The organism is Arthrobacter parietis (assembly GCF_039530425.1).
GTDB lineage: Bacteria > Actinomycetota > Actinomycetes > Actinomycetales > Micrococcaceae > Arthrobacter_D > Arthrobacter_D parietis.
The window spans coordinates 643,862-666,722 of record NZ_BAAAON010000002.1; the positions used below are offsets into that span (position 1 = coordinate 643,862).

Sequence of the window (22,861 nt, forward strand, 5' to 3'; positions counted from 1 at the left end):
ATTTACTGCCCCTGCCACTCGACGGCACCGGCATCTGCCGCCCCCATCGACTCGACGGTTACCTTGCTGCGCTGCCTGCTCGCCGCGTCCGCCTCGGTGGAGACGCAAGACGTACCCAACGCGGCCATCTCCTCGAGATTGACGGCGGCCACCGGGCACCAGCGGTGGGCCGGCCCGTTCCAGGTGGCCGGAAGCCAGCGGATTCCTGCACCCTGCCAGCCGCCGTCGTCGTCCTGCTCGAAGGAAACTTCCACCAGCAGTCCCTCGGTGTTGCGGATGTCCGGCGTGAGGTGTGCGGCGATGGTGTTCCCGAGTCCATAGACGATCCAGACGCCGTTGTACTTCTCGATGGGCAGCACCGAATGGCTGTGGTGGCCGTAAACCAGGTCGAAGCGGCCGCTGTCCACGAGTGCGTGCGCTACTTCCTGCTGCTGAGCGTTGGCATAGTCGGCATATTCGTCGCCGGCGTGCACCGCTGCAAGTACGACGTCGGCGCCCGCCTCGCGCGCTTCGTCCGCCTTGGCGATCATCACTGCCGGATCCAGCTGATCCACCTGCCAGCCGAACTCAGGCACGATCCCGTTGAGCGCATAGGTTCCGGTGATTACGGCGATTCGCGCTTCGCCGGTATCCACGATGAGCGGCTCAGCTGCCTCCGCGGCTGTGCGGTAGGAGCCGGTGTGTTCGAGCCCTGCCGTATCCAGCGTGTCCAGGGTGCGGTTCAGTCCCGCAGTGCCGGCGTCGAGGGTATGGTTGCTGGCTGTTGTGCAGGCGTCGTAACCCAAATTCGCGACGGCGTCTGCAATCTGGGGAGGGACGTTGAAGGCTGGAAAGCCGGAATATGGGCCGCCCGGCTCAGCCAGCGGAGTTTCCTGGTGACAGATAGCGAGGTCAGCCGGCGCGATGTACTCCTCCTGCGCCGCAAGCATCGGTCCGAAGTCCAACTGACCGCCGCCGTCGACTGCTGCCTGTTCCCACAGACCTTCGTGTAGCAGCAGGTCACCGGTGAGCACCACGGTGAGGCATTCCCCGCCCGGGCAGGTAGCGGTCTTGGCGGCGGTGGTGCGAAGCGGCGTCGGGCTCGGTGATTCAGGCTTAGGCCGCGCCGTAGCGGACGTTCCAGGCGATGGAGCGCCCGGCGGAGGTGAGGTTGTGTCCGCTATGTCCGGGGGTCCCGTAGGAGACACGCTCCCGGATCCGGAGCACCCGGGTAGCAGCAGCAGCACGGACAGCGCTGCTGCTCGAACGATTGATGTGCTGCTACGGTTCACACCGACAGCGTAGCCCCGAGTGAGCGCCCGGATCCCAACGGCAAAGGGCCGGACATAGTGTCCGGCCCTTCGCGCTATTCAATGCTGTCTGCAGTCCTACCAGCCGCGCTCGGCGAGGCGGTGCGGCTGCGGGATCTCGTCCACGTTGATGCCGACCATTGCTTCACCGAGGCCGCGGGAGACCTTGGCGATCATGTCCGGATCGTCGTGGAAGGTGGTTGCCTTGACGATGGCGGCGGCGCGCTCGGCCGGGTTGCCGGACTTGAAGATGCCGGAGCCTACGAAGACGCCGTCAGCACCGAGCTGCATCATCATGGCGGCATCGGCCGGTGTGGCAATGCCGCCGGCGGTGAACAGGACGACCGGAAGCTTGCCTGCCGCGGCAACTTCCTTGACGAGCTCGTACGGTGCCTGGAGTTCCTTGGCTGCAACGTATAGCTCGTCGTCGGCCATGGAAGTGAGGCGGGCAATTTCCGAGCGGATCTTGCGCATATGCATGGTGGCGTTGGAGACGTCCCCGGTGCCGGCCTCGCCCTTGGAGCGGATCATGGCCGCACCTTCGTTGAGGCGGCGCAAAGCCTCACCGAGGTTGGTTGCACCGCAGACGAAGGGAACGGTGAACTTCCACTTGTCGATGTGGTTGGTGAAGTCCGCAGGAGTCAGCACCTCGGACTCGTCGATGTAGTCCACACCGAGGGACTGCAGCACCTGCGCCTCGACGAAATGACCGATGCGGGCTTTTGCCATGACCGGGATGGAGACGGCCTCGACGATGCTGTCGATCATGTCAGGGTCCGACATGCGCGACACCCCGCCCTGGGCACGGATGTCGGCGGGTACGCGCTCGAGCGCCATGACGGCAACGGCACCGGCGTCCTCGGCGATACGGGCCTGCTCTGCGGTGACGACATCCATGATGACGCCGCCCTTGAGCATCTCCGCCATTCCGCGCTTGACGCGGCTGCTGCCGGTCACGGGCGCAGTGGTGGAAGCTTCTTCAACAGTGGACACAGTATGGCCCCTCGGGTAGAGAAAAGATGACAATCCATGATACGCCCGGCGGCTGCTCCGAATCGCCGGTCAGCAACTGTACGTAACGGCGGATTTGTTGTGCACGCGAACAGCGCACCATCGGGCATACGTTCAACAAAACGTGTACCTCACAGCCCCGCGATGCATGTATTGACAGACAATGCTTGCAATACAGACAATGCTCGGTCGCCAACCGGCCTATCTACGCCGCGATCGGAGTGACCCTGGCGCGGGAGAAGGACATCCTGGGGCTCTGGGCCGGCACCGGCGGGGAGGGCGCGAAGTTCTGGATGAGTGTGCTGACCGACATCAAGAACCGCGGCGTCAAAGACAGCTTCTTCCTGGTTTGCGACGGGCTCAAAGGCCTACCCGAAGTGGTCTCCAACGTCTGGACTACGACGTAGAGATCCGGCGAGTGATCTGCTCAACCAACGCGATCGAATCCCTCAATGCCAGGTACCGGCGCGCCGTGAAGGCCCGCGGTCATTTCCCCACCGAGCAGGCTGCGCTAAAGTGCCTCCATCTGGTCACCCGATCCCTCGATCCGACCGGTGCCGGCAAGACCCGATGGGCAGTGCGTTGGAAGCCCGCTTTGAACGCCTTCGCATCACTTTCAGCGACCGATTCCCGGCAGCTGAAACTACTAAACAAACCGCCGGATACACCGTAAATGAGACAGTCCCTGCTCGCTTGAAAGATGACCTTGAGTCCGTTCCAGCCGGAATCGATTTTCACCTTGGTCTTCCAGCCTCCCCGCTTCCAGGTTCCGTCTTCCAAAATGACACTCTGCCCTCGTTCGAGCAGTTCTTTCCAAAGTCGATTCAGCCGCAACTGCAGCCCGTCGCGCAACCCATCGAAGTAGTCGACGCCTAGATCTGCCATCCATTCATCGGTACTGAAGCGGATGGCACCCGTCTCCCGTTCTCGCTCACACCCGGCAGTGGTCTTGCCGGATTCGGGAAGACCACAAAAGAGGATCAATACCGGTCGCCGTACAATTTTGCCTCCGGGTGCCATATCCCTCCAAGGGCTCCATAATCCTAAGGTCGAGGCGTTCACGGGAGGTTGGTTTCCTGCTGCCGTGTGGTCATCGTAGTTGGGCGGTCCCGTCCGCCGGAGAGCACGGCGAGGGCGTTCCTGTCATCGATGACCTGCCCTCGGAAAGTCGGTCGAAAAATCACCGAGCTGTCGATCATTTACTGCACGATGTCCCGTCGACGACGGGATGCTCAACCTCGAAGACTACGGTGACAAAGTCATGGTCCGGCTCACCGCGACGCGCGACCTGAACCTCGCGTCTTTCATGGGAACTGCCGCGCCTGGCTCTCCAACTTATGCGCGCCACTTCACGTAAACGTCTCCTGATCACCGAGCGCTGAATGGTCGCATCAGCAGACGCTGTTCAGCCATGCCACCGCGGTTTGTTCAGGGTCGTCTGTAGCGACGTCTGGTTCGATGGCCCCGGTGTACCCGGTCCCATCAGCGGTGGCCATCCGGGACTGGGTGACGCCGATAATCGAGCCGTCGGGAAGCCGCGAAGAGACATTCCCCGTGGCGTAGCCTGCACTCGGGCTTCCGAATGTTCGGACACCCTCCCGCGACAACAGCGAAATAAGCGTAGCTTCCCCCGAGCTGGCTGTGTCTCCCGACTGCAGGACCGCCAACGGGAGGTCAGCGAGCTCAGGCGCGCTGCCCGTAGTGCTAGTGACGTGCTCTTCACCGGAGAACACACTGTCAGCCTCGACAGAGACAACAGACCGCTCTCCTACCCCGTCGACGAAAGACATCACTGGTCCGTCTGGGAGGAATGGGGTGAGCGAAGCAATCATCGGCCACATATTGCCGCCCGTGTTGTCTCGCAGGTCGACGATCCAGCCGCACGTTGCCTCCCCTTGATTGGCATTGATTGCGTCGACAGCTGCGTCTGCGTACCGTGTGGCAAGCCCGCCCGCAGTTTCGTTGAAGGCCGGAATTTCTAGGGATACAACGCCGTCGCCGAGGACGGATCCTGACGGGTGCACTGGATCCTCTGTACCAGTTTCGGCCAGGTCCTCAGGTGTGAGAAAGAAACTGTGGTCTCCGCTGGCTTCCAGCAGTACATCGTCGATGACTGCATGAGTCCCTTCGACGGTCTGGGCATTGGCCGTGTCTTCGATTGCACCAGCCTTGAGCTGTTTCCAGTCCAAAGACTCGTCAGTGGCAACTTTGTACGAATTCTCCTCGATGAAGGTGAGCGCCTGACTCACATACTTCCGTACGTTCTCGTCGGGGGCGTTGGAGGACTCTGCCTCCGGAGTGCCCGGGGATGCACTAGATGCGCAACCAGTCATCAGGGCAAGTGCAAAGAGATAGGCAGCCGTCGACCGGACTGCTCGCCGTAAAGACATCGCTTGCTCCCTCAATCGCTATCACTAGGCTACGTCGTCATAAGTCAGTGTCTGCCGCGCGTCTTTCCTCCGCCTGAAGTATCCAATACAGGACAGCAGAACACCCGCAAGCAGTAAGACGAGCGCCGCTCCGGTAAGGAAGAGGGCCATGCCAACTCCTCCGGCACTATCCTTGTAGACCACCTCGACATATTGGCTGATGCCTGGGATGAGCAGGCATACACCGATCAGTGTGACGATGGACCCGGCGAGCATCTGCCGCTTCCCAGCCACCTGATGGTGCTTTCGCCACGAATTGGAGACAGAGTGCGACATTCTCTGATCGAAGTTTTTGTACCACTCTTGGGTCATTAGGGCCTTCTCTAGATGAATGCTTGGTCGGAGAGGCGACGGCCCCGAAGCTGTGACGCCCGGGGCCGTCATACTCCTAGGTCAGCTGTTCAGAACAGGCGCGACTGCACACGTCGCCGATTCCACCTTGGGCCCCGCCCCAGCCTCCGCCACCACACTGGACTGACTCGGATCCGGACACGGTCGTGCCATCACCGCAAATCATGTACTTGGCGTTTGCTGGCATCGCAGCCATCAGCATCAGCGTGCACAGCGAGACGAGACCAAACAGTGCCCGAATGAATTTCTTCATGTTCTCCCCTTAGTTGAGACTTGTGCTGGTTTGCAACACTCACCCACAGTAAGCACGAAAAACGACGCATCAGTCACAGAATCGTTTGATTTGATCGAAATTCAGCGGAACTGGTCCTCGCCCCTAGCCAAGTGGAAGCCGCCGGGTTACCGTGCCCCAAAAGCTGATGATTCCCCCTCGCAGCCCATACCATCCCATCGAATACCTCCGAGAAGTCGGGGCCACCGACCTCTTGAGCGCGGAAGCATCGAGAGCACCCAGATTGAGACACTTCGCACTTGGTGGAGCATGCTCGGAGGAAGCCGCTGGCCACCGCCTGTTTCCCGGGTGTGCCCCTCGTTCAACATCAACACGATTCGTGTGTAGGACGAACTCTCCCTGGCGGGTATTGAGCCTGGTCGCCGACTCCGGCAGCACGAATGGTTTCGGCTCCCCTGTACGCAAGCAGCTTCGTCAGCTGCTCGGTGTTCGAATCGTTCAGCAGGTCGGACCAGGTGCTCATAGAAGTTGAGCTTAACGACCTTCGCAGGATACCCCAGTCAAGGGGGCCCTGCGAAGGATGTGGCTCAGGATTAGAAGATGGCGCTCTGGCCGTTCCAGCCGGAACCGATTTTCGACTTGGTCTTCCAGCCTCCGGTGCCGTTGCCCGGGTAGAGGTAGAGGGCGCCGAGTTTGTCTCTGACCATGATGTCGTTCTTCTTGTCGCGGTTGAAGTCTCCGGCGCCGTGGATGGCGGTGAAGTTCTGCCAGCCGGTGCCGATCTTTACCTTCGCTTTCCACCCGCCCTTGCCGTTACCGGGGTACAGGTAGAGAGCACCAGCCTTGTCTCGAGCCATCATGTCGGCTGCGCCGTCACCATTGAAGTCACCAGGGGTGACGATGGCGGTGAAATTTTGCCAGCCGGAGCCGATTTTCACTTTCGCAAGCCAGCCGCCCTTGCCGTTACCGGGGTACAGGAAGAGAGCCCCAGCTTTGTCTCGGGCAATGACGTCTACATTTCCATCACCGTTGAAATCACCCGGAGCGTGCAGGCCGGCGAAGTTCTGCCACCCTGAACCGATCTGCTTGCGGGTGTGGCCGCGGATGTCTGAGTGCAGCCACAAGGCGCCGGAGGCGTCCCGAGCCATGTAATCGCCGAACCCGTCGTTGTTGAAGTCACCAGGTTTGATCAAGCTTGTCGCACCTTGGAAACCGGTACCAATGAGCAAGGGCACCTGCCATGTGCCATCACCGTTGCTTACATGGATGAACAGGTCATTGCTGCGCCGTGCGATGACATCCGCGTTGCCGTCTCCGGTGTAGTCTCCGTAGGCGAAGGATGCCATGACCTTGATCGTGGGAGCACTGGTGACCTCTTTAGTGATGAAGCCAAGGCTCGAGCCGGTGAACCTCACGCTGATCGCAAAACCCCGGTCGGCTGATGTGAGCGTGTATGTGCTCGCTGTTGCACCGCTGATCGGCACGCCGTTCCGAAGCCACTGGTAGGTCGTGGCGGTCGGGGCTGGAGACCAGACGGCGCTTGCCGCGGTCAGCTTATTGCCAACCTTCGGCATTCCCGTGATGGTGGGCGCCGGCGCGGTGAAGGTTTCACCCCGGACGGCTATTCCCTCGGAGGTACGTGAGCTGGGGTTGTACCCAGCCTTCGAACCTGTGACCCGGACGCTGATGTTGGCGCCCACATCGTGACCTGCGAGGGTGTAAGTGGGGCCAACCGCATCCCAGATGAACATTCCATTACGGAGCCATTCGTACCGCAGCTGGACCGGCGCCGGGTTCCACTGCCCGGCGTTGGCGGTAAGTGTTTCTCCGACGATGTGCGAGCCCGCGACGGCCACTGGGCCCGGCATGAGCGTGGCGCCCGATACTGACGATGTCACGACGTTATTCACAGAGGCGGGCTCGTACCCCTCTCGCTGACCGGTTGCGACCACTGATAGTTTCTGTCGGTGGTCCTCAACTCGCAGCGTGTACTGCGAGGTTGTGGAGACCGGCATCGGATTGTCACCGACGAACCATTCGTACGACATTTCAACGGGGGCCGGCTCCCAACCGGAGGCGACTACTCCCACGGTGGCACCGACAATCGGGGAGCCGTTGAAGCTGACCCTTCCTGGTTGGACCCGCAGAACAGGCTCCGGAATGGAACCTTGAACCGCTGCTGCGACCGCTGTCGGGGCATGGACGATGCCGCTGCCGTATGGATTCAACTGAGGTCCGGCGAATGCTCCGACGGTTCCTTTGAGGAGTTCCTCGACTTTTGCGGAGGTCAGGGACGGGTTGGCTGAGAGCATGAGGGCTGCCACACCGGCGACATGCGGAGCGGCCATCGAGGTGCCCTGCATGAAGGAGTACGTACTGCCGGCGGCCGGACCCTGGGTACCAGGGTTCACCGTCGAAAGGATCAGCCCGTCCCCACCGGAGATTACTTTTCCGCCCGGTGCGCTCAGATCGACGCTGTCACCGAAGTTGGAGTACGGCGCGCCCAGACCGTCGCGTCCTGTTGCGCCCACCGAGATGACGTTGTTGCAGCTCGCCGGAGAGTAAAGGGAAGCATCGTCGGATTCGTTGCCTGCCGCTGCGACGATGACGCTTCCGCGGGCTACTGCCGCGTCGATGGCGGTCTGGTAGCTGTTGGTGCAGAAGCCATCGCCGCCCAGGCTGAGGTTGATCACCCGTGCTGGGTTCATGTTGGCGGGAACTCCGGCGACGGTTCCGCCCGAGGCCCAGGTGATGCCGTCGACAATGTCGGAGGTGTAGCCGCCGCCGCACAGGCCCAGCGCACGGATGGGCAGGACCTTGGCGTTCGGGGCCACACCTGCGACTCCCTTGCCATTGCCAGTGACCGCTGCGATGGTGCCTGCGACGTGAGCTCCGTGCCAGGAGGACTGGCCTACCTCGCAGTCGATGCCGTCTCCGTAGGTTCCCTCATCACGTGGATTGGCGTCCCGGCCGTTCCCGTCTCGGGCGATGGCGCTGCTCACGATCATGTCGTATCCGGGCAGCATATTGGCATCCAGATCCTCGTGAGGGACGGCGCCTGAGTCGATGACGGCTACCACGACACCGGAGCCGGTGCTGGTGTCCCAGGCCGGTTGAATATCCAGCCCGTATGGCTCGCTGGTGAGGTCCCACTGGTAGCCGTAGTACAAGTCGTTGGGTGTCGGGGCCAGGGCGAACATCATGGTGTCCGGTTCGACATACTCGACAGCCGGTTCCGCTTCCAGATCGGCGATGAACTCCTCGGCGGCGGCGGCGTCCAGCTCGCGGTCTGTCTTTACGACGGTCGCTCCTGTGCTCATCGCCCGCAGTTCCTTGACGCTGATGCCCAGGCCTTTGGCAGTCGCACCGTAGGCTTTGCCGCGGGCTGATGCGGTGCCGGCGGTCTCCTTGAACTTGACGATGAACTGATCCGTGGGCTTCTGCTCAGGCGTCGCGCGGACGGTGTCGTCCACCTTCGGCTTGGGCGCTTCAGCCGATGCCGGCATTGCGAAAAGAGTGGAGCCGAGCAGCGCAACAATCGTGGCGGCAGCGGCGGATACGAGACGGGGGCGACCCATGAGCGTCCTTGAGGTGAAGGCCCGATGTGGCGGGCGGGGGGAGCGCCCAATTGCATCCCCCCGTGTATTTTATACGAGGGAAGGTTTTGCCCGTACCACTGTGATCGGTGCGCTCTGCACCGACTGAGCGCCGGCAACGACACGACGACGGTTGACTCCTCATGCTCCGAATAAGGAGTCGCAACTGATCGGCAGCCGGCCATGAAACGGCTGCACAGATGGCAAACAGTCCTGCTGCCACAATGCCGCCAGCGATTCGTGTGGAAATGAAAAATCCCAGGGCCGCCAAGCAGACGGGACTACCCCGGTTCTGTTGACACCCTCACCCGGTGAGCTGGCGTTCAGGGATGAAGGCCGCTTACGCTCGGGCTGGCTTGGGGCGGAGTTCCCGCCGGGACATTATCAATGTGACCCTGCATCACAGCATCCACGCTCCGTCGACCGCTACAGCTAGCGGGCACCAGCACTCCGGCGTGCTGGGACTGCCTCCCTCGCCCGGGATCGCTCTCGCGAATGTTCACGTCTTTTGAGAAGTGCCGCATCGGTAATGAAGATGGTTAGTAGTTTGACCGAGCATCTTCACGTCGGTTTCCACGCATCGCGGCCACGTTAGCCGTTACTCGTTGCTCGGCACAGTCCGTCCGGATCTTCGATAACGTGTGTGACCTCGGATGGTTCCGGCCAACTCTGGAGAATTCCGTCGACGTAATCGCTGTCATCCGGGTCCGCTGCATCAACAGTCAACATGTCAAGCTCGCCGTCGTAGATATGCAGCAGGATCTGCAGCAGGGTGCCGTCCGGACCGGTGAACTGCGCACGAACCGGGAACACCTGGTTGTGGGGCACAGCGCGGGGAAATTCATCTGGAACCCGAAAGTGCGCGGTGGAGGTAAAGTCCTCGTCCCAGTAGACCTCCCGAGCTGAGGCGAGTTGCGCCAGAAGCTCCGGCGCCCCCGAGATGTCCCGGGCACGCAGGATGCCTTCGGCGATGGTTCGAACTCCAGGGTCCAGCACCCTCTCATGCTCAGGTGGGTGGCCGAGCACCGCCTCGAACCGGCTCTTCCGGGCGGCGGTTCGGTCACTCAGGTAGCCGGCGAACGTCGTTCCTGCCGCCGCCACAGCCATCCAGCGGCGTGGATGTTTCGCCCCGGCCTCGCGCAGCTTCTCCTGAAAGCGCAGGTCGATCGTGTCGCCGGCGTCGGCGAAGCGAAGGGCGATACCGGTTACGGCGATCCCGGCCGTCGTCTTCAGCGGAACCAACCCCCTCTTGCTGCCGGCGATTGTAGCGGCGACGTAGAAACCGGTCAGGACTGCTGTTACGGCATGCACGGCGCGGCGCTGCGGTGCATCCAGTTTGGACGCGTCAATGAGAGACAAACCGCCCGCGACTACTGTCGCGACAACGCCGAAAACCGGCGACGCGTTCATCGGCTGATGCTGCTGGTCAAAACCCATAAGCGATCCTCTCTGAGTAGCCGCTTTGGCGCTAGACTTGATTGCTCCGTGCGGTCCTGCGATCTTTGCGAAGCTTATCCTCAGGCCTAAGGAAAAGCACGACCAGCATCCGGCGCCTTCTGCAGATGCATCGCGCTCAGGAAGCTGCAGCCTGGACCCGCACCGTCAGAATGCGCTGCACGATGGTGACGACGCTTGCCAGTGCCAGCAGGATCAGGACTGCCAGCAGAACTACCTCAGGAAGCCCGAGTCCGGTCAGACCTGTCACGACCAGCACCGACACCAGACGCTCGGCGCGCTCCGCGATACCAACGTTCGCAGTGAACCCGAGTGACTCGGCTTTGGCACGCGCGTAGGAGACAATCATGCCGAGCACCAGGCAGGCGAGAGCAGCGACGGCGATCGCGCTGTTGCTGCCGCCGAGGAAAAACCAGACCGCGACGCCGGCAAACAGTGCACCGTCCGCGATGCGGTCGAGGGTGGAATCGAGAAAACTGCCCCAGGAGCCGCTGCGGCCCTGCATGCGCGCCATGATTCCGTCGACGACGTCCGAAAAGACGAACAGGGTGATGAAGACGGTGCCCCAGAACAGCTCCCCCAGGGGGTAGAAGACGAGCGCTCCTCCTGCCACACCGAGTGTGCCCACCACGGTGACCGTGTCCGGCGATATTTTCCACTTGAGGAGCAGGGTAGCCAGCGGTGTAAACAGCGAGGTGAAGAATGACCGCGCGTATTTATTCAGCATCGCCCGCTCCGGCATCGGTGGGGGTAGCGGAGGCTTCTTCCCATGCTGCGGCGAGTTGCGCCCTCACCTCGTCGAGGGTCTGCGTGATTGCCTTGGTCTGCGCGATGATCGGGAAGAAATTGCCGTCGCCGCTCCACCGGGGAACAACATGCTGGTGCAGGTGGGATGCGATGCCGGCACCCCCGGTGACTCCCTGGTTCATGCCGAGGTTGAAACCCGTGGGCCGGGCTACGCTGCGCAGCGCATGCATGGCGGTCTGCGTCAGCTGCGCTATTTCGACTGTCTCCTCGGCGGTGATGTCGGTGTAGTCGGGTACGTGTCGGTACGGGCACACCAGCAGGTGGCCTGGGTTGTAGGGGAACAGGTTCAGGACGACGTATGCGCTTGTGCCGCGGTGGACAATCAGCGATTCCTGATCGGACCGTGCAGGAGCGGCGCAGAAAGGGCAGTCCTCCTGCTTGTTGAACTGCCCCTGCCCGCCCTTGATGTATGCGAGGCGGTGTGGAGTCCACAGGCGCTGGAAGGCGTCGGGGACACCGGGCAGCTCAAAGCTGTCCGTTACGTTCGTGTCCTCGTGGATCTGACCGTCAACGCCCGACTCGTGGTGCATATGCCGCTACTGTTCCCGGTTGCGGACGGCTTCCACGATCCGCTTCACGGCCTGGTCGACCGGCACCTGGTTCTCCTGGCTTCCGTCCCGGAACCTGAAGGAAACGGCACCGGCGTCGGCGTCGTCCCCACCGGCGATCAGGACGAAGGGCACCTTCTCCTTGCTCGCGGTACGAATCTTCTTCGGGAAGCGGTCAGAGCTGATGTCGACTTCGGCACGGATCCCCTCGGCCTTGAGCTTGTCGACGACGTCAAACAGGTAGTCGTTGAAGGCGTCGGCAACGGGGATGGCGAGGACCTGGACGGGAGCCAGCCAGGCTGGGAAGGCACCCGCGTAGTGCTCGGTCAGCACACCGAGGAACCGCTCAATGGAGCCGAACAGCGCCCGGTGGATCATGACGGGCCGCTGGCGCGTTCCATCCGCCGCCTGGTACTCAAGCTCGAAGCGCTCGGGCAGGTTGAAATCCAGCTGGATGGTTGACATCTGCCACGTGCGGCCGATCGCGTCCCGCGCCTGCACTGAGATCTTCGGCCCATAGAACGCAGCTCCGCCCGGATCGGGAACCAATTCCAGGCCCGATGCCTCTGCGACCTCGGCGAGAGTCCGAGTTGCTTCCTCCCAGGCCTCGTCCTCGCCGACGTACTTCTCGGGGTCCTTGGTGGACAGTTCCAGGTAGAAGTCGTTGAGGCCGTAATCCTTCAGCAGTCCGAGGACGAAGTTGAGCGTACCGGTGAGCTCATCCTTCATCTGCTCGCGGGTGCAGTAGATGTGCGCATCATCCTGGGTCATGCCGCGCACGCGGGTCAGTCCGTGCACCACGCCCGACTTCTCGTACCGGTAAACCGACCCAAACTCGAAGAGCCGCAACGGCAGTTCACGGTAGGACCGCCCGCGGGAGCGGAAGATCAGGTTGTGCATCGGGCAGTTCATCGGCTTCAGGTAGTAGTCCTGGCCAGGCTTGCGGACCTTGCCGTCGGCGTCGAGCTCCGCGTCCACGTGCATGGGAGGGAACATGCCGTCGCGGTACCAGTCCAGGTGCCCGGAAACCTCGTACAGGTGGCCCTTGGTGATGTGCGGTGTGTAGACAAACTCGTAGCCGGCCTCGACGTGCCGCTGCCGTGAGTAATCCTCCATCGCCTTGCGGATGATGCCGCCACGGGGGTGGAACACCGGCAGGCCTGAACCCAGCTCGTCCGGGAAGGAGAACAGGTCCAGTTCAGTGCCGAGCTTGCGGTGGTCGCGGCGCTCGGCTTCGGCCAGGCGCTCCTGGTAGGCCTTGAGGTCTTCCTTGGTGGGCCAGGCAGTGCCATAGATGCGCTGCAGCTGCTTGTTCTTCTCACTGCCGCGCCAGTACGCCGCGGCCGAACGCGTCAGCGCATACGCGTTGGAAATCAGTTTGGTGTTCGGCAGATGCGGGCCCCGGCAGAGGTCCTTCCAGACCACGTCACCGGATTTGCGGTCCACGTTGTCGTAGATGGTCAGCTCGCCGGCACCGACCTCAACGGAAGCGCCGTCGTCGTCAGTAATATCGCCGTTGCCGCCCTTCAAACCGATCAGTTCGAGCTTGTAGGGCTCGTCCTTCATCGCTTCGCGGGCTTCGTCTTCACTCGCGACGCGGCGCTGGAAGAACTGGTTCGCGTTGACGATCTTCAGCATCATCTTTTCGACCTGCTTCAGGTCTTCGGGAGTGAAGGGCTCGTTGACATCGAAGTCGAAGTAGAAGCCGTCGGTGATGTAAGGGCCTATGCCGAGTTTCGCATCAGGCCGCAACTGCTGGACGGCCTGCGCCATCACGTGCGCGGCGGAGTGGCGAAGAACGTTCAGCCCATCCGCAGAATCAACGGTAACCGGTTCCACCTGCGAGCCGTCCTCCAGCGCGCGGCTCAGGTCCCACAGCTCGCCATTTACACGGACGACGACGACGTCGCGCTGCTCCCTGAAGAGGTCCGCTCCCGTAGTCCCGGTGGTCACCCGCTGCTCTTCGCCGTTGACGATGAGGGTGATTGATGGGGGCGCTGACACTGAGGTCTCCTCTTGATAAGGGTGAAGTGCACGGATACTGATCGATCAACCGTACCCGCGGATGTTGGCCAACCCAGGCCCAACACTCCTGCGGCGGTGTTTCGATGGTATCCGTTGCGTGCGCGGCCAACCAACCAGCGCGTACCTATGCGATTGCCGGGTGCGCTCTGGGGTGATCCGGGCTCAGGACGTGCGCCGGACCTTCAGTTCAAACTCGATGAAGGCCTCGATCATGGCCCGGTAGGTCCGTTCGACCACAGCGGGATCCACGTCGAGCTTTTCGGCGTAACCTCGAACGTTCGAAATGACCTGTTCGACCCGCGCCGGCGCGCGCACGGACTCGTCGTCGTCCTTGAGTGAACCCGCCCTCCGCACCAGCCGCTCACGTCGGGAGATCAACCCGACCATCTGCTCATCGACCTCGTTGATCGCGATACGAACGGCCTTCAGCTGTTCGGCCTGGACCGAACCGGGCTTCGGACGCTCGGGCGTTAGGGGGTTTGGCATACGGCGACACTACGCGAGGAGCCACTGAGCGCCACGGTTGATGACGCGCATACCGGGAATGGTCCGCGCAGCGCAGACGTTACATTTGCTGACAGAAACCGCAATAATCCGCGGACTCGACGAGTCCGCTATTTCTCCAGAGGAGCACCGTGGATTACACACCCGCTGCCGGCACCATCACCATGTTCAGCACCACCTGGTGCGGCTACTGCCGCAGGCTCAAGTCGCAGCTCGACGCGCAGGGTATCGGCTACCAGGAGATCAACATTGAGGAAGTGGAAGGCACTGCGGAACTCGTCGCCTCGCTCAACGGCGGAAACCAGACCGTGCCTACGGTCATCTTCCCCGACGGCAGCACGGCCACCAACCCCTCCGCAGCCGAGGTGAAAGCGCGCGTCGCCGCCTAGGCACCCTCGTAATTTCGCAGGACACGCCCTTTATCCGCCCGGATAACGGGCGTGTCCTGCTTTTTCAATGTCGATAAGCTGGAGACGTTCCCCCACCCTCGAGGAAAAGGACTGTCTCAATGGCACACAGCGTCAAGGGCGTCGTCGTTATGGAGAAGGATGCGCCCGCTACCGTCGTCACCATCAAGGTTCCCGATCCGGGACCGGGTGAGGCGCTTGTCGACATCCTGACCTGCGGCGTGTGCCATACGGACCTTCACTACAAGCAGGGAGGCATCAGCGATGATTACCCCTTCCTGCTCGGCCACGAGGCAACCGGCGTTGTGAGCGCCGTCGGGTCTGACGTGACCAACGTCCAGCCCGGCGACCGCGTCATCCTCAATTGGCGGGCTGTCTGCGGGCAATGCCGTGCGTGCCTGCGCGGAGAGCCGCAGTACTGTTTCAACACCCACAACGCAACGCAGAAGATGACCCTCGAAGACGGCACGGAACTGTCGCCCGCCCTCGGTATCGGAGCCTTCGCCGAGAAGACCCTCGTAGCGTCCGGGCAGTGCACCAAGGTCGATCCCGATGCGGATGCAGCCGCCGTCGGCCTTCTGGGTTGCGGAATCATGGCGGGCATCGGTGCAGCGATCAACACCGGCAACGTCCGGCGCGGAGACTCCGTAGCCGTGATCGGCTGCGGCGGAGTGGGTATAGCTGCCATCGCCGGATCAAAACTGGCCGGCGCAACCCGGATCATCGCGGTGGACATCGACAACCGCAAACTGGAACTCGCCAAGGGACTGGGCGCCACCGATCTGGTGAACTCCAAGGAAACCGATCCGGTCGAGGAAATCCGCAGGTTGACCGGCGGCAACGGAGCCAACGTGGTGATCGACGCCGTCGGCCGTCCTGAGACTTACAAGCAGGCGTTTTACGCCCGTGACCTCGCCGGCACCGTGGTGCTCGTAGGGGTACCTACGCCGGACATGACGCTCGAACTTCCCCTGCTGGACGTCTTCGGCCGGGGAGGTGCGCTGAAATCCTCCTGGTACGGCGACTGCCTCCCGTCACGTGACTTCCCGATGCTCGTGGATCATTACCGGCAGGGCAATCTGGACCTCGACGCGTTCGTCACCGAGCGCATAGCGCTTGACCAGGTGGAGGAAGCCTTCACCAAAATGCACGACGGCGTAGTGCTGCGTTCGGTGGTGGAGCTCTGATGGGCGCGCGTATCGACCACCTGGTCACCTCCGGCACGTTCTCCCTGGACGGCGGCACGTGGGAGGTGGACAACAATGTCTGGATCATCGGCGACGACTCCGAATGTATTGTCATCGACGCCCCGCACGACGCCGGCGCGATCGTGGACCAGATCAACGGGCGCCAGGTCCGCGCGATCCTGCTGACCCACGGCCATGACGATCACATTCGCGCTGTCGGGGAGCTCTTCGACACAGTACGAGCGCCAATCCACCTTCACGCCGAAGACCGCATGCTGTGGGACGCGGTATACCCGGATACCGTTCCGGGAGCCACCATTGCCGACGGCGATACCTTCAGCGTCGCCGGAGTCACCCTCCACGCGATTCACACGCCCGGCCACTCCCCCGGCTCGGTCTGCTTTTACCTGCCCGACGCCGGCACCCTGTTCAGCGGCGACACCCTGTTCCGGGGCGGGCCGGGAGCAACCGGACGGTCCTACAGCGATTTCCCCACGATCATCGAATCCATCCGCACCAGGCTGTTCACCCTCCCCGCGGACACCGTGGTGAGAACCGGGCACGGCGACTCGACCAGCATCGGCGAAGAAGCACCGAACCTCGACGAGTGGATCGCCCGCGGGCACTGAACCCGACTGCCGGCCGGCTCGATCTTCAGAACGACCGGCCGGCAGCAGGCCTCAGAAGGACCAGCCTGAGCAGCTACGGCACCGGGGCCGCGACATCCTCGTAAGCGGCGACGACGGCGCTTGCCACCGCCTCCACGGTGAGACCGGGCACGAGGTCTTCCGCGGCCCCCGCCGTCGACGGCTGCCACGGAAGTTCCAGCGCCGAGTACGTCGCTTCAAGGACCGACCGAATCGATGCAGAGTCCTCCACCACGATCACCGAGGAAAAAAGCCATGCACCGGAGATGACTCGCTGCGCGGTGCCGACCAGCTTCACGGCCTGGGTGCCGTCCACGCCGTGCACGCTGAACTCGCCCGGGCAGTATTCACCGGGAATCTGTCCCATCCGGGCATCAACGCCGACCCGCCACAGCGATTTTGCAAGGATCTCACCGAGCAGTCGGAACCGGGCATGCGATCCGGCGACCGCGTCATGGTGGGGCTCGATGTGGTCCACGATCAGACACCCGTGGTGGTAGGCCGCAGCCCGTCCGCCCGCCTTTCGGACCAGTGGCTCGAACCCATGCGTCCGGGCGGCGTCCGAAGCCGTCCCGAAACCGGGCAGACGGGTGTCCCGCTGCCCGAAGGCAACAGTGGGCTGGGGGCGGTAGAGCCGTAGCGTGGGCCCGAGGTCCCCAGCTGCCGCTGCGCGTAAAAGGGTAAGCCCGCGCTCCATGTCCGCTGCCGCACCCGAGGACAATTCGTGTAGGACCTGCAGGCGCCCTTCAGACCAGGCACGAGGAATCATGTGTCACAGGCTCCTCAGCGGCCGCCGTCAATAGATCGGCTCCGCTGCTCGACGCCCGGGGTTCCGTAAGGATAATCAGCCAAGCCCGGCGCGCTGGCCTGGGACAGCCGTTCAACCTCATCGCTGCTCAGCGTCAGGGCAGCTGCCCCAAGGTTGTCTTCAAGCTGCTCGCGAGTACGGGCACCGAGAATGACCGACGTGACAGCTGGCTGCTGCGCAACCCATGCCAGCGCTACCTGGGACGCGCTGACTCCGCGCGCCTCAGCAATACCGAGGACGACGTCAATGATCGCCCAGGTCCGCTCCTGCGCGTTGCGCTTTTCCCACGCTTCCATTCCGCGTTCCGGATTCTCGCCGAGACGGGTTGCGCCCTTGGGCGCAGTATCCCGCTTGTACTTTCCGGTGAGCCACCCCCCGCCGAGCGGTGACCACGGCAGTAAGCCCATACCGGCGTCGAGCGCTGCAGGCACAATTTCTGCCTCGATCCCCCGCACCAGAAGGCTGTACTGCGGCTGGAGGGTGGCCGGCAGGTCCCACCCTCGCGCCTTCGCAATGCCGGCGGCCTTGGTCAGCTGCCATCCGGTGTAGTTCGAGAAGCCGTAGTAGCTGATCTTGCCGGCGCTCACGGCGTCGTGGAGGAAGCCGAGCGTCTCCTCCAGAGGGGTGAGCGGGTCCCAGGAGTGCATCTGGTACAGGTCGATGTGGTCGACGTTGAGCCGCTTCAGCGAGGCATCGAGCGCCAGCCGAAGGTGCCGCCGGGAGAGGCCCAGATCATTGGGGCCCTTACCCATCGGGAACCGACCCTTCGTAGCCAGGATCATGCCGGAAGCGGACGGGCTCTTCGCCAGCCAGCGCCCAATGATCTCCTCGGACGCTCCCGCGGTGTAGACATCAGCGGTGTCGATGAGGTTGCCACCGGCGTCGGCATAGTCATCGAGGATCGCATGTGACGTCGCTTCATCGGCTTCGGCACCAAACGTCATGGTGCCTAACGCATAAGCCGAAACCGATGCGCCGCTGCTTCCGAGGTTCCTGTATTCCATCAACTCTCCTGGGTAGGTGATAGTGCGTGCACTGCTCTTCAGTCGGTCACTGTCACGCCGCGCCAGAACGCCACGTGGTCCTTGATGTTCGCGGCGGCTTCCTTCGGCTCCGGGTAGGTCCATGCGGCGTCCGGATTACTCTCACCGTCAACCTCCAGGCTGAAGTAGCTGGCGTCACCCTTCCAGGGACATGTGGTGTGCATGTCACTCGATCGGAGGAACTCCTGCTTGACGCTTTCCTTCGGGAAGTAGTGGTTCCCCTCAACCATCTCGGTGGAGTCAGACTCCGCAATGACCTGGTTGTTCCAGACTGCCTTGGCCATGATGTCCTCAATCCTCTGAACGGCTCAGCGCCGGTTGCGCTGTGAGCGCGATTACACAATCTGCCAACGACGACGGTGCTCGCTGCATTCCCCCGCCTGGAGTCAGAGCTTGCGCAGCGTAAGGATCTGCTCACTCCGGCCGAACGGCCCGTCGAGGTCGTGCAGGACGGACGAGGTCAGCCCGATTCCTTCCCGCCCGAAACTCACTCGGGTATCGAGGCCGAGCCACTGGCCCGAGGGCTGGCGGTGAAGGTGCACCTGCAGGTCGACGTTGGGAAACGCCCAGCTGCCGGGTCCGGGAGGAACCCGCGTGGCGATTCCGTTTGCGGTGTCGATGAGCCCGATCAGCCGCGCCGAGTCCGACGACGCTTCACCCTCCACCAGCGGGTGGGGCGTCCGCAACCAGACCCTGCCCCGGCCGGGCCTGTGGCCTTCGATCTTGCGGACATCAATCGACTGGATGTAGCCGCCGGGCCACTCCGCCACGGCGTCGTGCTCCTCCCCCTCATCCGGTCCCGGCATGGACTCGTCCTCAAGCGCCGCGACGGACGAGGTATCGCTCGAGGCCAACCGCCACGCGCGGGCGCGGATAGCTGTCCGCCCGCCATGGTTCATCTCCGCTTCCAGCAACTCGATGGTCCTCCCTGGGCGCACCATCCGGGTGGTCACCTCGACGGTCTCCAGCGGTATGAGGCCCAGGATCTCGAACGAGATGCGCGCCATCTGTAGCTCTGCGCGTGGCTGGAACTGTTCAAGGCAATGTGCGAGCAGACCGGATGCGGGCGCCATGTGCTGCTCGTGTGCGTTCCAGGCACCCTGTGCATGAATTGTGGCCTCGAACCGGCCCCCGCCCGCCGGACGGTAGTAGGAATCTGCCATGGTGGGAAAACACGCTCCTGAGGGAAAGCTCGGTTAAGGCTGGACTCGCGCCCTGTTGACGGCGTCCGAGGCACGAATAAAGCCTAGGTGACTGAAGGCCTGCGGGAAGTTGCCTGCCAGCCGGCCGCTCACCGGATCGTACTCTTCCGCGTACAGTCCGAGGTCATTCGCGTAACCGGTGAGCCGGTCAAGCAACGCCGTGGCATCGTCGGTGCGGCCGCTGTTTGCATACTGTTCCACAAGCCAGAACGTGCAGATCAGGAATGGGTATTCGTGGCCCTCCAAACCATCGAGGCCGGATGCTGTGCGGTAACGGTGCAGGAGCCCATGGGCATCCTGCAGCTGCTCCTCAATGCGGGCCACGGTGCCAAGCATCTTCGGGTCATCACTGGCCACGAAGCCTGTGTGGGGCAGTTGCAGCAGGGACGCATCGACTTCATCGTTCGAGTATGTCTGCGTGAACGAGTTGAGCTCGGCGTTGAATCCGCGCTCCATGATCTCCTCCCGGAGCCGGTCCCGGATCTCCTCCCATCGATCGGCCGGCCCTTCCAGCCCGTGCTCACGCACTGCCCGGATCCCCTGATCGAAGGCAGCCCACATCATCACACGCCCATGAACGAAGAACTCTGCTTCCCCGCGCATTTCCCAGATGCCGTGACCCTTCCGGTCCAGGTTCTGCTCACAGAACCGCAGGAGGTTCTTTTGCAGCCCCCAGGAGTACTCGCCCTCGGCTGCCCCTGCGTCCCTCAGCGCCGCGAGGGCGAGCATGACTTCCCCGACGACGTCGGCCTGGTATTGGCCCACAGCCCCGTTACCGATTCTTACCGGCTTTGAATTCTCGTAGCCGGGCAAGTGGTCCAGCTCGCTTTCGGGGAGCTGGCGCTCGCCGGCAATGCCGTACATGATCTGCACCTGATCCGGATCCCCGGCTACCGCACGCAACAGCCAGTTGCGCCAGTGCAGCGCACCTTCGGTGAAGTCATGCGCAATGAGCGCCTCGATGGTGAGTGCGGCGTCGCGCAGCCAGGTGTAGCGGTAGTCCCAGTTGCGAGAGCCGCCGAACTCCTCCGGCAACGACGTGGTGGCTGCGGCCACGATGCCGCCGGTTCTGCCATGGGTAAGGGCACGGAGCACCATCAGCGAGCGCAATACGGCCTCATCGTGTCGATCATGAACCTCCACCCGGGAGGACCACTGAGTCCAGTAGGCAATAGTCGCTTCCAGGGCTCTGTCCGGGTCTGCTGCAGTTGGAAGCCCCTCGTGAGACTGGTGCCAGGTAAGTACCCAGCTTTCGGATTCGCCGGCTACAAGCGGAAAGACACCGCTCAGCCGCTTCGAGACGGCGCCCTGGTAATCGTCCGCATGGCCCTCGGCGGAGGCTTCGTGGCGGTCTTCCATGCCGGTCTGTGGTTCTGCCCGCTGGGACTCGTGAGGGTGCAGCAACGGTCCGGTCAGCAGCAGCGCATCCGGACCTGCAACCGACAGCAGTCCGCACGAGCCGACTTTCTCGAGGTCGACCCGCCGCGTCCAGGGCTTCGCCCGGGCATAATCGAACCGTATGCGCAGGTCGTGCTCCACTTCAACGGTTCCCTCGACGCACTCCACCCGGCGCACCAGATCCGACTGCGCGTCGCCAGGCGGCAGGAAGTCGGTGACCACCATCTTTCCGGTCGGGGTGCGCCAGGTCGTTTCCAGGACGAACGTTCGTGGAAGATACCGCCGGGAAACTACCTCCCCGCCCGAGGCCGAAACTTTCCATCGTCCGTCTTCCGGGGACCCCAGCAGGGCCGCGAAGACGGAGGGAGAATCGAAGCGCGGAAAGCAAAGCCAGTCGATACTGCCGTCCCGGGATACCAGTGGCCCCGTACTCAGATCAGACAGGAGGGCGTAGTCCTCCAGCGGCGTGGACGCGTGCTCTGCATGCTCAGCTGTCATCCTCCCATTCAATCAGCAAGCATCCTGCCGTGCAGGAGCCCGGTGGGAACGCCGAGGCTGACCGGTTCCGATTGACCACAGCAACCGGACTGCGAAACCATCTCGCCACCGGAGGATGCAGTGTCGCAGCTTCCCCCGAGGTCGGTGCTGCAGACCCCGGTTTCGGGGAGATCGAGGTGAACTGACGCAGCGGCGTCGTCATCGCCGGCAACGGCGGCGACGACTGACCGCACCTGCTCATATCCGGTGGCCAGCAGGAAGGTGGGGGCGCGGCCGTAACTCTTCATACCTACGAGGTAGAAGTCCTTGTCCGGGTGCGCCAGGACAGCTGCCCCGTGCGCCGGGACGGTCCCGCAGGAGTGGAATTCAGGGTCGATCAGTGGCCCCAACGCGCGCGGCGCTTCAACAGCGGGATCGAGCTCGAGCCGCAGTTCGCGGAGCATCCGCAGGTCCGGACGGAACCCCGTGGCCGGAACGAGCACATCCACTTCGACCTCACGTGCGCCCTCCGGGCTCGAGGCATGAACGAGGAGCGCGCCGTCGCCGGCCTCCAGTTCAGTGATGGTGAATGAGGTCAGGAGCTCCACCACGCCGTCCTCCACCAGCGAGCGCAGGCGGCTTCCGAGCGCTCCGCGGGCCGGCAACCCGTCGAGGTCTCCGCCGCCGTAGAGCCGCTGTGCTGATCCGGATCCGCGCACACCCCAGATCAGGCGGGTTCCCGGCTCAGCTTTGGCAACCTGTCCAAGACTTAGCAGGGTGTTCGCTGCGGAGTGCCCTGCGCCGACTACCATCACGCGCTTGCCGGCGAAGCGGGCGCGGTCCTTGCCTGCAGCATCGGGAAGGGGCTGCGTGATGAAGGGGTGCACAGCGCTCTCTCCCGGGGCAGGCAGCCCGGCCTGGCCCAGCGGATTGGGCTGGCTCCAGGTGCCGGATGCATCGAGAACGGCCTGCACCAGGTGGTCCTCAAGTCCTCGCGGGCCGAGCACACGGACAAGGAACGGCTGGTCCTCGCGATGCAGGGTCCTCGTCTTGTCCATCCCCTGCCGCGTCACTGCGAGCACCTCGGTGTTGAGGTGCAGGGCTGCTGCGATGCCGGGTAGCGCCGCGAGCGGTTCAAGGTAGGCCTCAACCAGTTCATTACCGAAGGGAAGCGCTGAGCCGCGCGGCGCCTGCCAACCGGTCGGCTTCAAAAGCCGGTGGGCGGCGTCGTCGATGTTGTACTGCCAGGGAGAGAACAGGCGGATGTGGCCCCATTGGCGGATGGCAGCCCCGACGGCGTCGCCCTTCTCGAGAATCAAGGGTGTCAGCCCTCGTTCGAGGAGATGGGCGGCGGCTGCGAGGCCGATCGGGCCGGCCCCGATGATGGCGACGGGCAAGTGACGCTGTTCCGGCATCGCTGTTCCTTCCGTTCTATGGCCCACTGG

At 63.1% G+C, this 22,861-nt stretch carries 20 protein-coding genes and 2 pseudogenes; 4 read left to right on the top strand and 18 right to left on the bottom strand.

The window, feature by feature from the left end:
- Nucleotides 1-2: 2 nt before the first annotated feature.
- Both ABFX19_RS11185 and pdxS read right to left on the bottom strand, forming a co-directional pair.
- Nucleotides 3-1,271, bottom strand: a complete 1,269-nt coding sequence (locus ABFX19_RS11185) for a CapA family protein (RefSeq protein WP_346028316.1) — start codon at nucleotides 1,269-1,271, stop codon at nucleotides 3-5.
- Between the two features lie 96 nt (nucleotides 1,272-1,367).
- A complete protein-coding gene (pdxS, locus tag ABFX19_RS11190; protein WP_204535715.1) occupies nucleotides 1,368-2,282 on the bottom strand; it encodes a pyridoxal 5'-phosphate synthase lyase subunit PdxS in 915 nt (304 codons plus the stop codon).
- Nucleotides 2,283-2,452: 170 nt separating this feature from the next.
- Here pdxS and ABFX19_RS11195 point away from each other — a divergent pair.
- A pseudogene (locus ABFX19_RS11195) lies at nucleotides 2,453-2,945 on the top strand (transposase); the annotation flags it as partial.
- Nucleotides 2,946-3,038: 93 nt separating this feature from the next.
- Here the strand turns inward: ABFX19_RS11195 and ABFX19_RS11200 are convergent.
- The 10 genes and pseudogenes from ABFX19_RS11200 to ABFX19_RS11245 form a co-directional block, all read right to left on the bottom strand.
- Nucleotides 3,039-3,320, bottom strand: a pseudogene (locus tag ABFX19_RS11200) (P-loop nucleotide/nucleoside kinase family protein); the annotation flags it as partial.
- Nucleotides 3,321-3,691: 371 nt separating this feature from the next.
- Entirely contained in the window at nucleotides 3,692-4,690 is a 999-nt protein-coding gene (locus ABFX19_RS11205) for a S41 family peptidase (protein WP_277358384.1), read from the bottom strand.
- A gap of 24 nt (nucleotides 4,691-4,714) precedes the next feature.
- The gene (locus tag ABFX19_RS11210; RefSeq protein ID WP_277358385.1) at nucleotides 4,715-5,005 is read right to left on the bottom strand and encodes a hypothetical protein; all 291 of its coding nucleotides are present in this window, start codon (nucleotides 5,003-5,005) and stop codon (nucleotides 4,715-4,717) included.
- Between the two features lie 112 nt (nucleotides 5,006-5,117).
- Nucleotides 5,118-5,333 carry a hypothetical protein gene (locus ABFX19_RS11215; protein WP_277358386.1) on the bottom strand — a complete coding sequence of 72 codons (216 nt, stop codon included), beginning with the start codon at nucleotides 5,331-5,333 and terminating at the stop codon, nucleotides 5,118-5,120.
- Nucleotides 5,334-5,905: 572 nt separating this feature from the next.
- Nucleotides 5,906-8,890: a S8 family serine peptidase gene (locus ABFX19_RS11220; RefSeq protein ID WP_277358387.1), complete on the bottom strand. Its 2,985-nt coding sequence runs from the start codon at nucleotides 8,888-8,890 to the stop codon at nucleotides 5,906-5,908.
- Nucleotides 8,891-9,499: 609 nt separating this feature from the next.
- Nucleotides 9,500-10,345 (bottom strand): hypothetical protein, encoded by an 846-nt coding sequence (locus ABFX19_RS11225; protein WP_346028317.1) that lies wholly within the window; start codon nucleotides 10,343-10,345, stop codon nucleotides 9,500-9,502.
- Nucleotides 10,346-10,481: 136 nt separating this feature from the next.
- Nucleotides 10,482-11,090: a phosphatidylinositol phosphate synthase gene (gene pgsA, locus ABFX19_RS11230; RefSeq protein ID WP_277358389.1), complete on the bottom strand. Its 609-nt coding sequence runs from the start codon at nucleotides 11,088-11,090 to the stop codon at nucleotides 10,482-10,484.
- Entirely contained in the window at nucleotides 11,080-11,700 is a 621-nt protein-coding gene (locus tag ABFX19_RS11235) for an HIT family protein (protein ID WP_277358390.1), read from the bottom strand. The genes pgsA and ABFX19_RS11235 overlap by 11 nt, the downstream gene beginning before the upstream one ends.
- A gap of 6 nt (nucleotides 11,701-11,706) precedes the next feature.
- Entirely contained in the window at nucleotides 11,707-13,722 is a 2,016-nt protein-coding gene (gene thrS / locus ABFX19_RS11240) for a threonine--tRNA ligase (RefSeq protein WP_277358391.1), read from the bottom strand.
- A gap of 183 nt (nucleotides 13,723-13,905) precedes the next feature.
- Nucleotides 13,906-14,229, bottom strand: coding sequence for a chorismate mutase (locus tag ABFX19_RS11245; protein ID WP_082565998.1), 324 nt, complete (start codon nucleotides 14,227-14,229; stop codon nucleotides 13,906-13,908).
- A gap of 149 nt (nucleotides 14,230-14,378) precedes the next feature.
- On the opposite strand from ABFX19_RS11245, the gene ABFX19_RS11250 reads away from it, so the two are divergent.
- From ABFX19_RS11250 to ABFX19_RS11260, 3 genes are all read left to right on the top strand, one after another.
- Complete coding sequence (locus ABFX19_RS11250) at nucleotides 14,379-14,636, top strand: mycoredoxin (protein WP_056547398.1); 258 nt, start codon at nucleotides 14,379-14,381, stop codon at nucleotides 14,634-14,636.
- Nucleotides 14,637-14,755: 119 nt separating this feature from the next.
- Nucleotides 14,756-15,841, top strand: coding sequence for an S-(hydroxymethyl)mycothiol dehydrogenase (locus ABFX19_RS11255; protein ID WP_346028318.1), 1,086 nt, complete (start codon nucleotides 14,756-14,758; stop codon nucleotides 15,839-15,841).
- Nucleotides 15,841-16,470 (top strand): MBL fold metallo-hydrolase, encoded by a 630-nt coding sequence (locus ABFX19_RS11260; protein WP_277358393.1) that lies wholly within the window; start codon nucleotides 15,841-15,843, stop codon nucleotides 16,468-16,470. Before ABFX19_RS11255 ends, ABFX19_RS11260 begins: the two co-directional genes overlap by 1 nt.
- Before the next feature lie 73 nt (nucleotides 16,471-16,543).
- On the opposite strand, the gene ABFX19_RS11265 is transcribed toward ABFX19_RS11260, so the two are convergent.
- The 6 genes from ABFX19_RS11265 to ABFX19_RS11290 all read right to left on the bottom strand — a co-directional run bounded on the left by ABFX19_RS11265 (nucleotide 16,544) and on the right by ABFX19_RS11290 (nucleotide 22,831).
- Nucleotides 16,544-17,257, bottom strand: a complete 714-nt coding sequence (locus ABFX19_RS11265; RefSeq protein ID WP_346028319.1) for a lipoate--protein ligase family protein — start codon at nucleotides 17,255-17,257, stop codon at nucleotides 16,544-16,546.
- 14 nt (nucleotides 17,258-17,271) lie between these two features.
- The gene (locus tag ABFX19_RS11270; protein ID WP_277358395.1) at nucleotides 17,272-18,300 is read right to left on the bottom strand and encodes an aldo/keto reductase; all 1,029 of its coding nucleotides are present in this window, start codon (nucleotides 18,298-18,300) and stop codon (nucleotides 17,272-17,274) included.
- A 38-nt stretch (nucleotides 18,301-18,338) separates the two neighbouring features.
- Entirely contained in the window at nucleotides 18,339-18,623 is a 285-nt protein-coding gene (locus tag ABFX19_RS11275) for a DUF427 domain-containing protein (protein WP_277358396.1), read from the bottom strand.
- A 102-nt stretch (nucleotides 18,624-18,725) separates the two neighbouring features.
- Nucleotides 18,726-19,502 carry a thioesterase family protein gene (locus ABFX19_RS11280; RefSeq protein ID WP_056547385.1) on the bottom strand — a complete coding sequence of 259 codons (777 nt, stop codon included), beginning with the start codon at nucleotides 19,500-19,502 and terminating at the stop codon, nucleotides 18,726-18,728.
- Nucleotides 19,503-19,535: 33 nt separating this feature from the next.
- Nucleotides 19,536-21,437: a glycoside hydrolase family 15 protein gene (locus ABFX19_RS11285; protein WP_346028320.1), complete on the bottom strand. Its 1,902-nt coding sequence runs from the start codon at nucleotides 21,435-21,437 to the stop codon at nucleotides 19,536-19,538.
- Between the two features lie 8 nt (nucleotides 21,438-21,445).
- The gene (locus ABFX19_RS11290; protein ID WP_346028321.1) at nucleotides 21,446-22,831 is read right to left on the bottom strand and encodes an FAD-dependent oxidoreductase; all 1,386 of its coding nucleotides are present in this window, start codon (nucleotides 22,829-22,831) and stop codon (nucleotides 21,446-21,448) included.
- Nucleotides 22,832-22,861 lie beyond the last annotated feature (30 nt).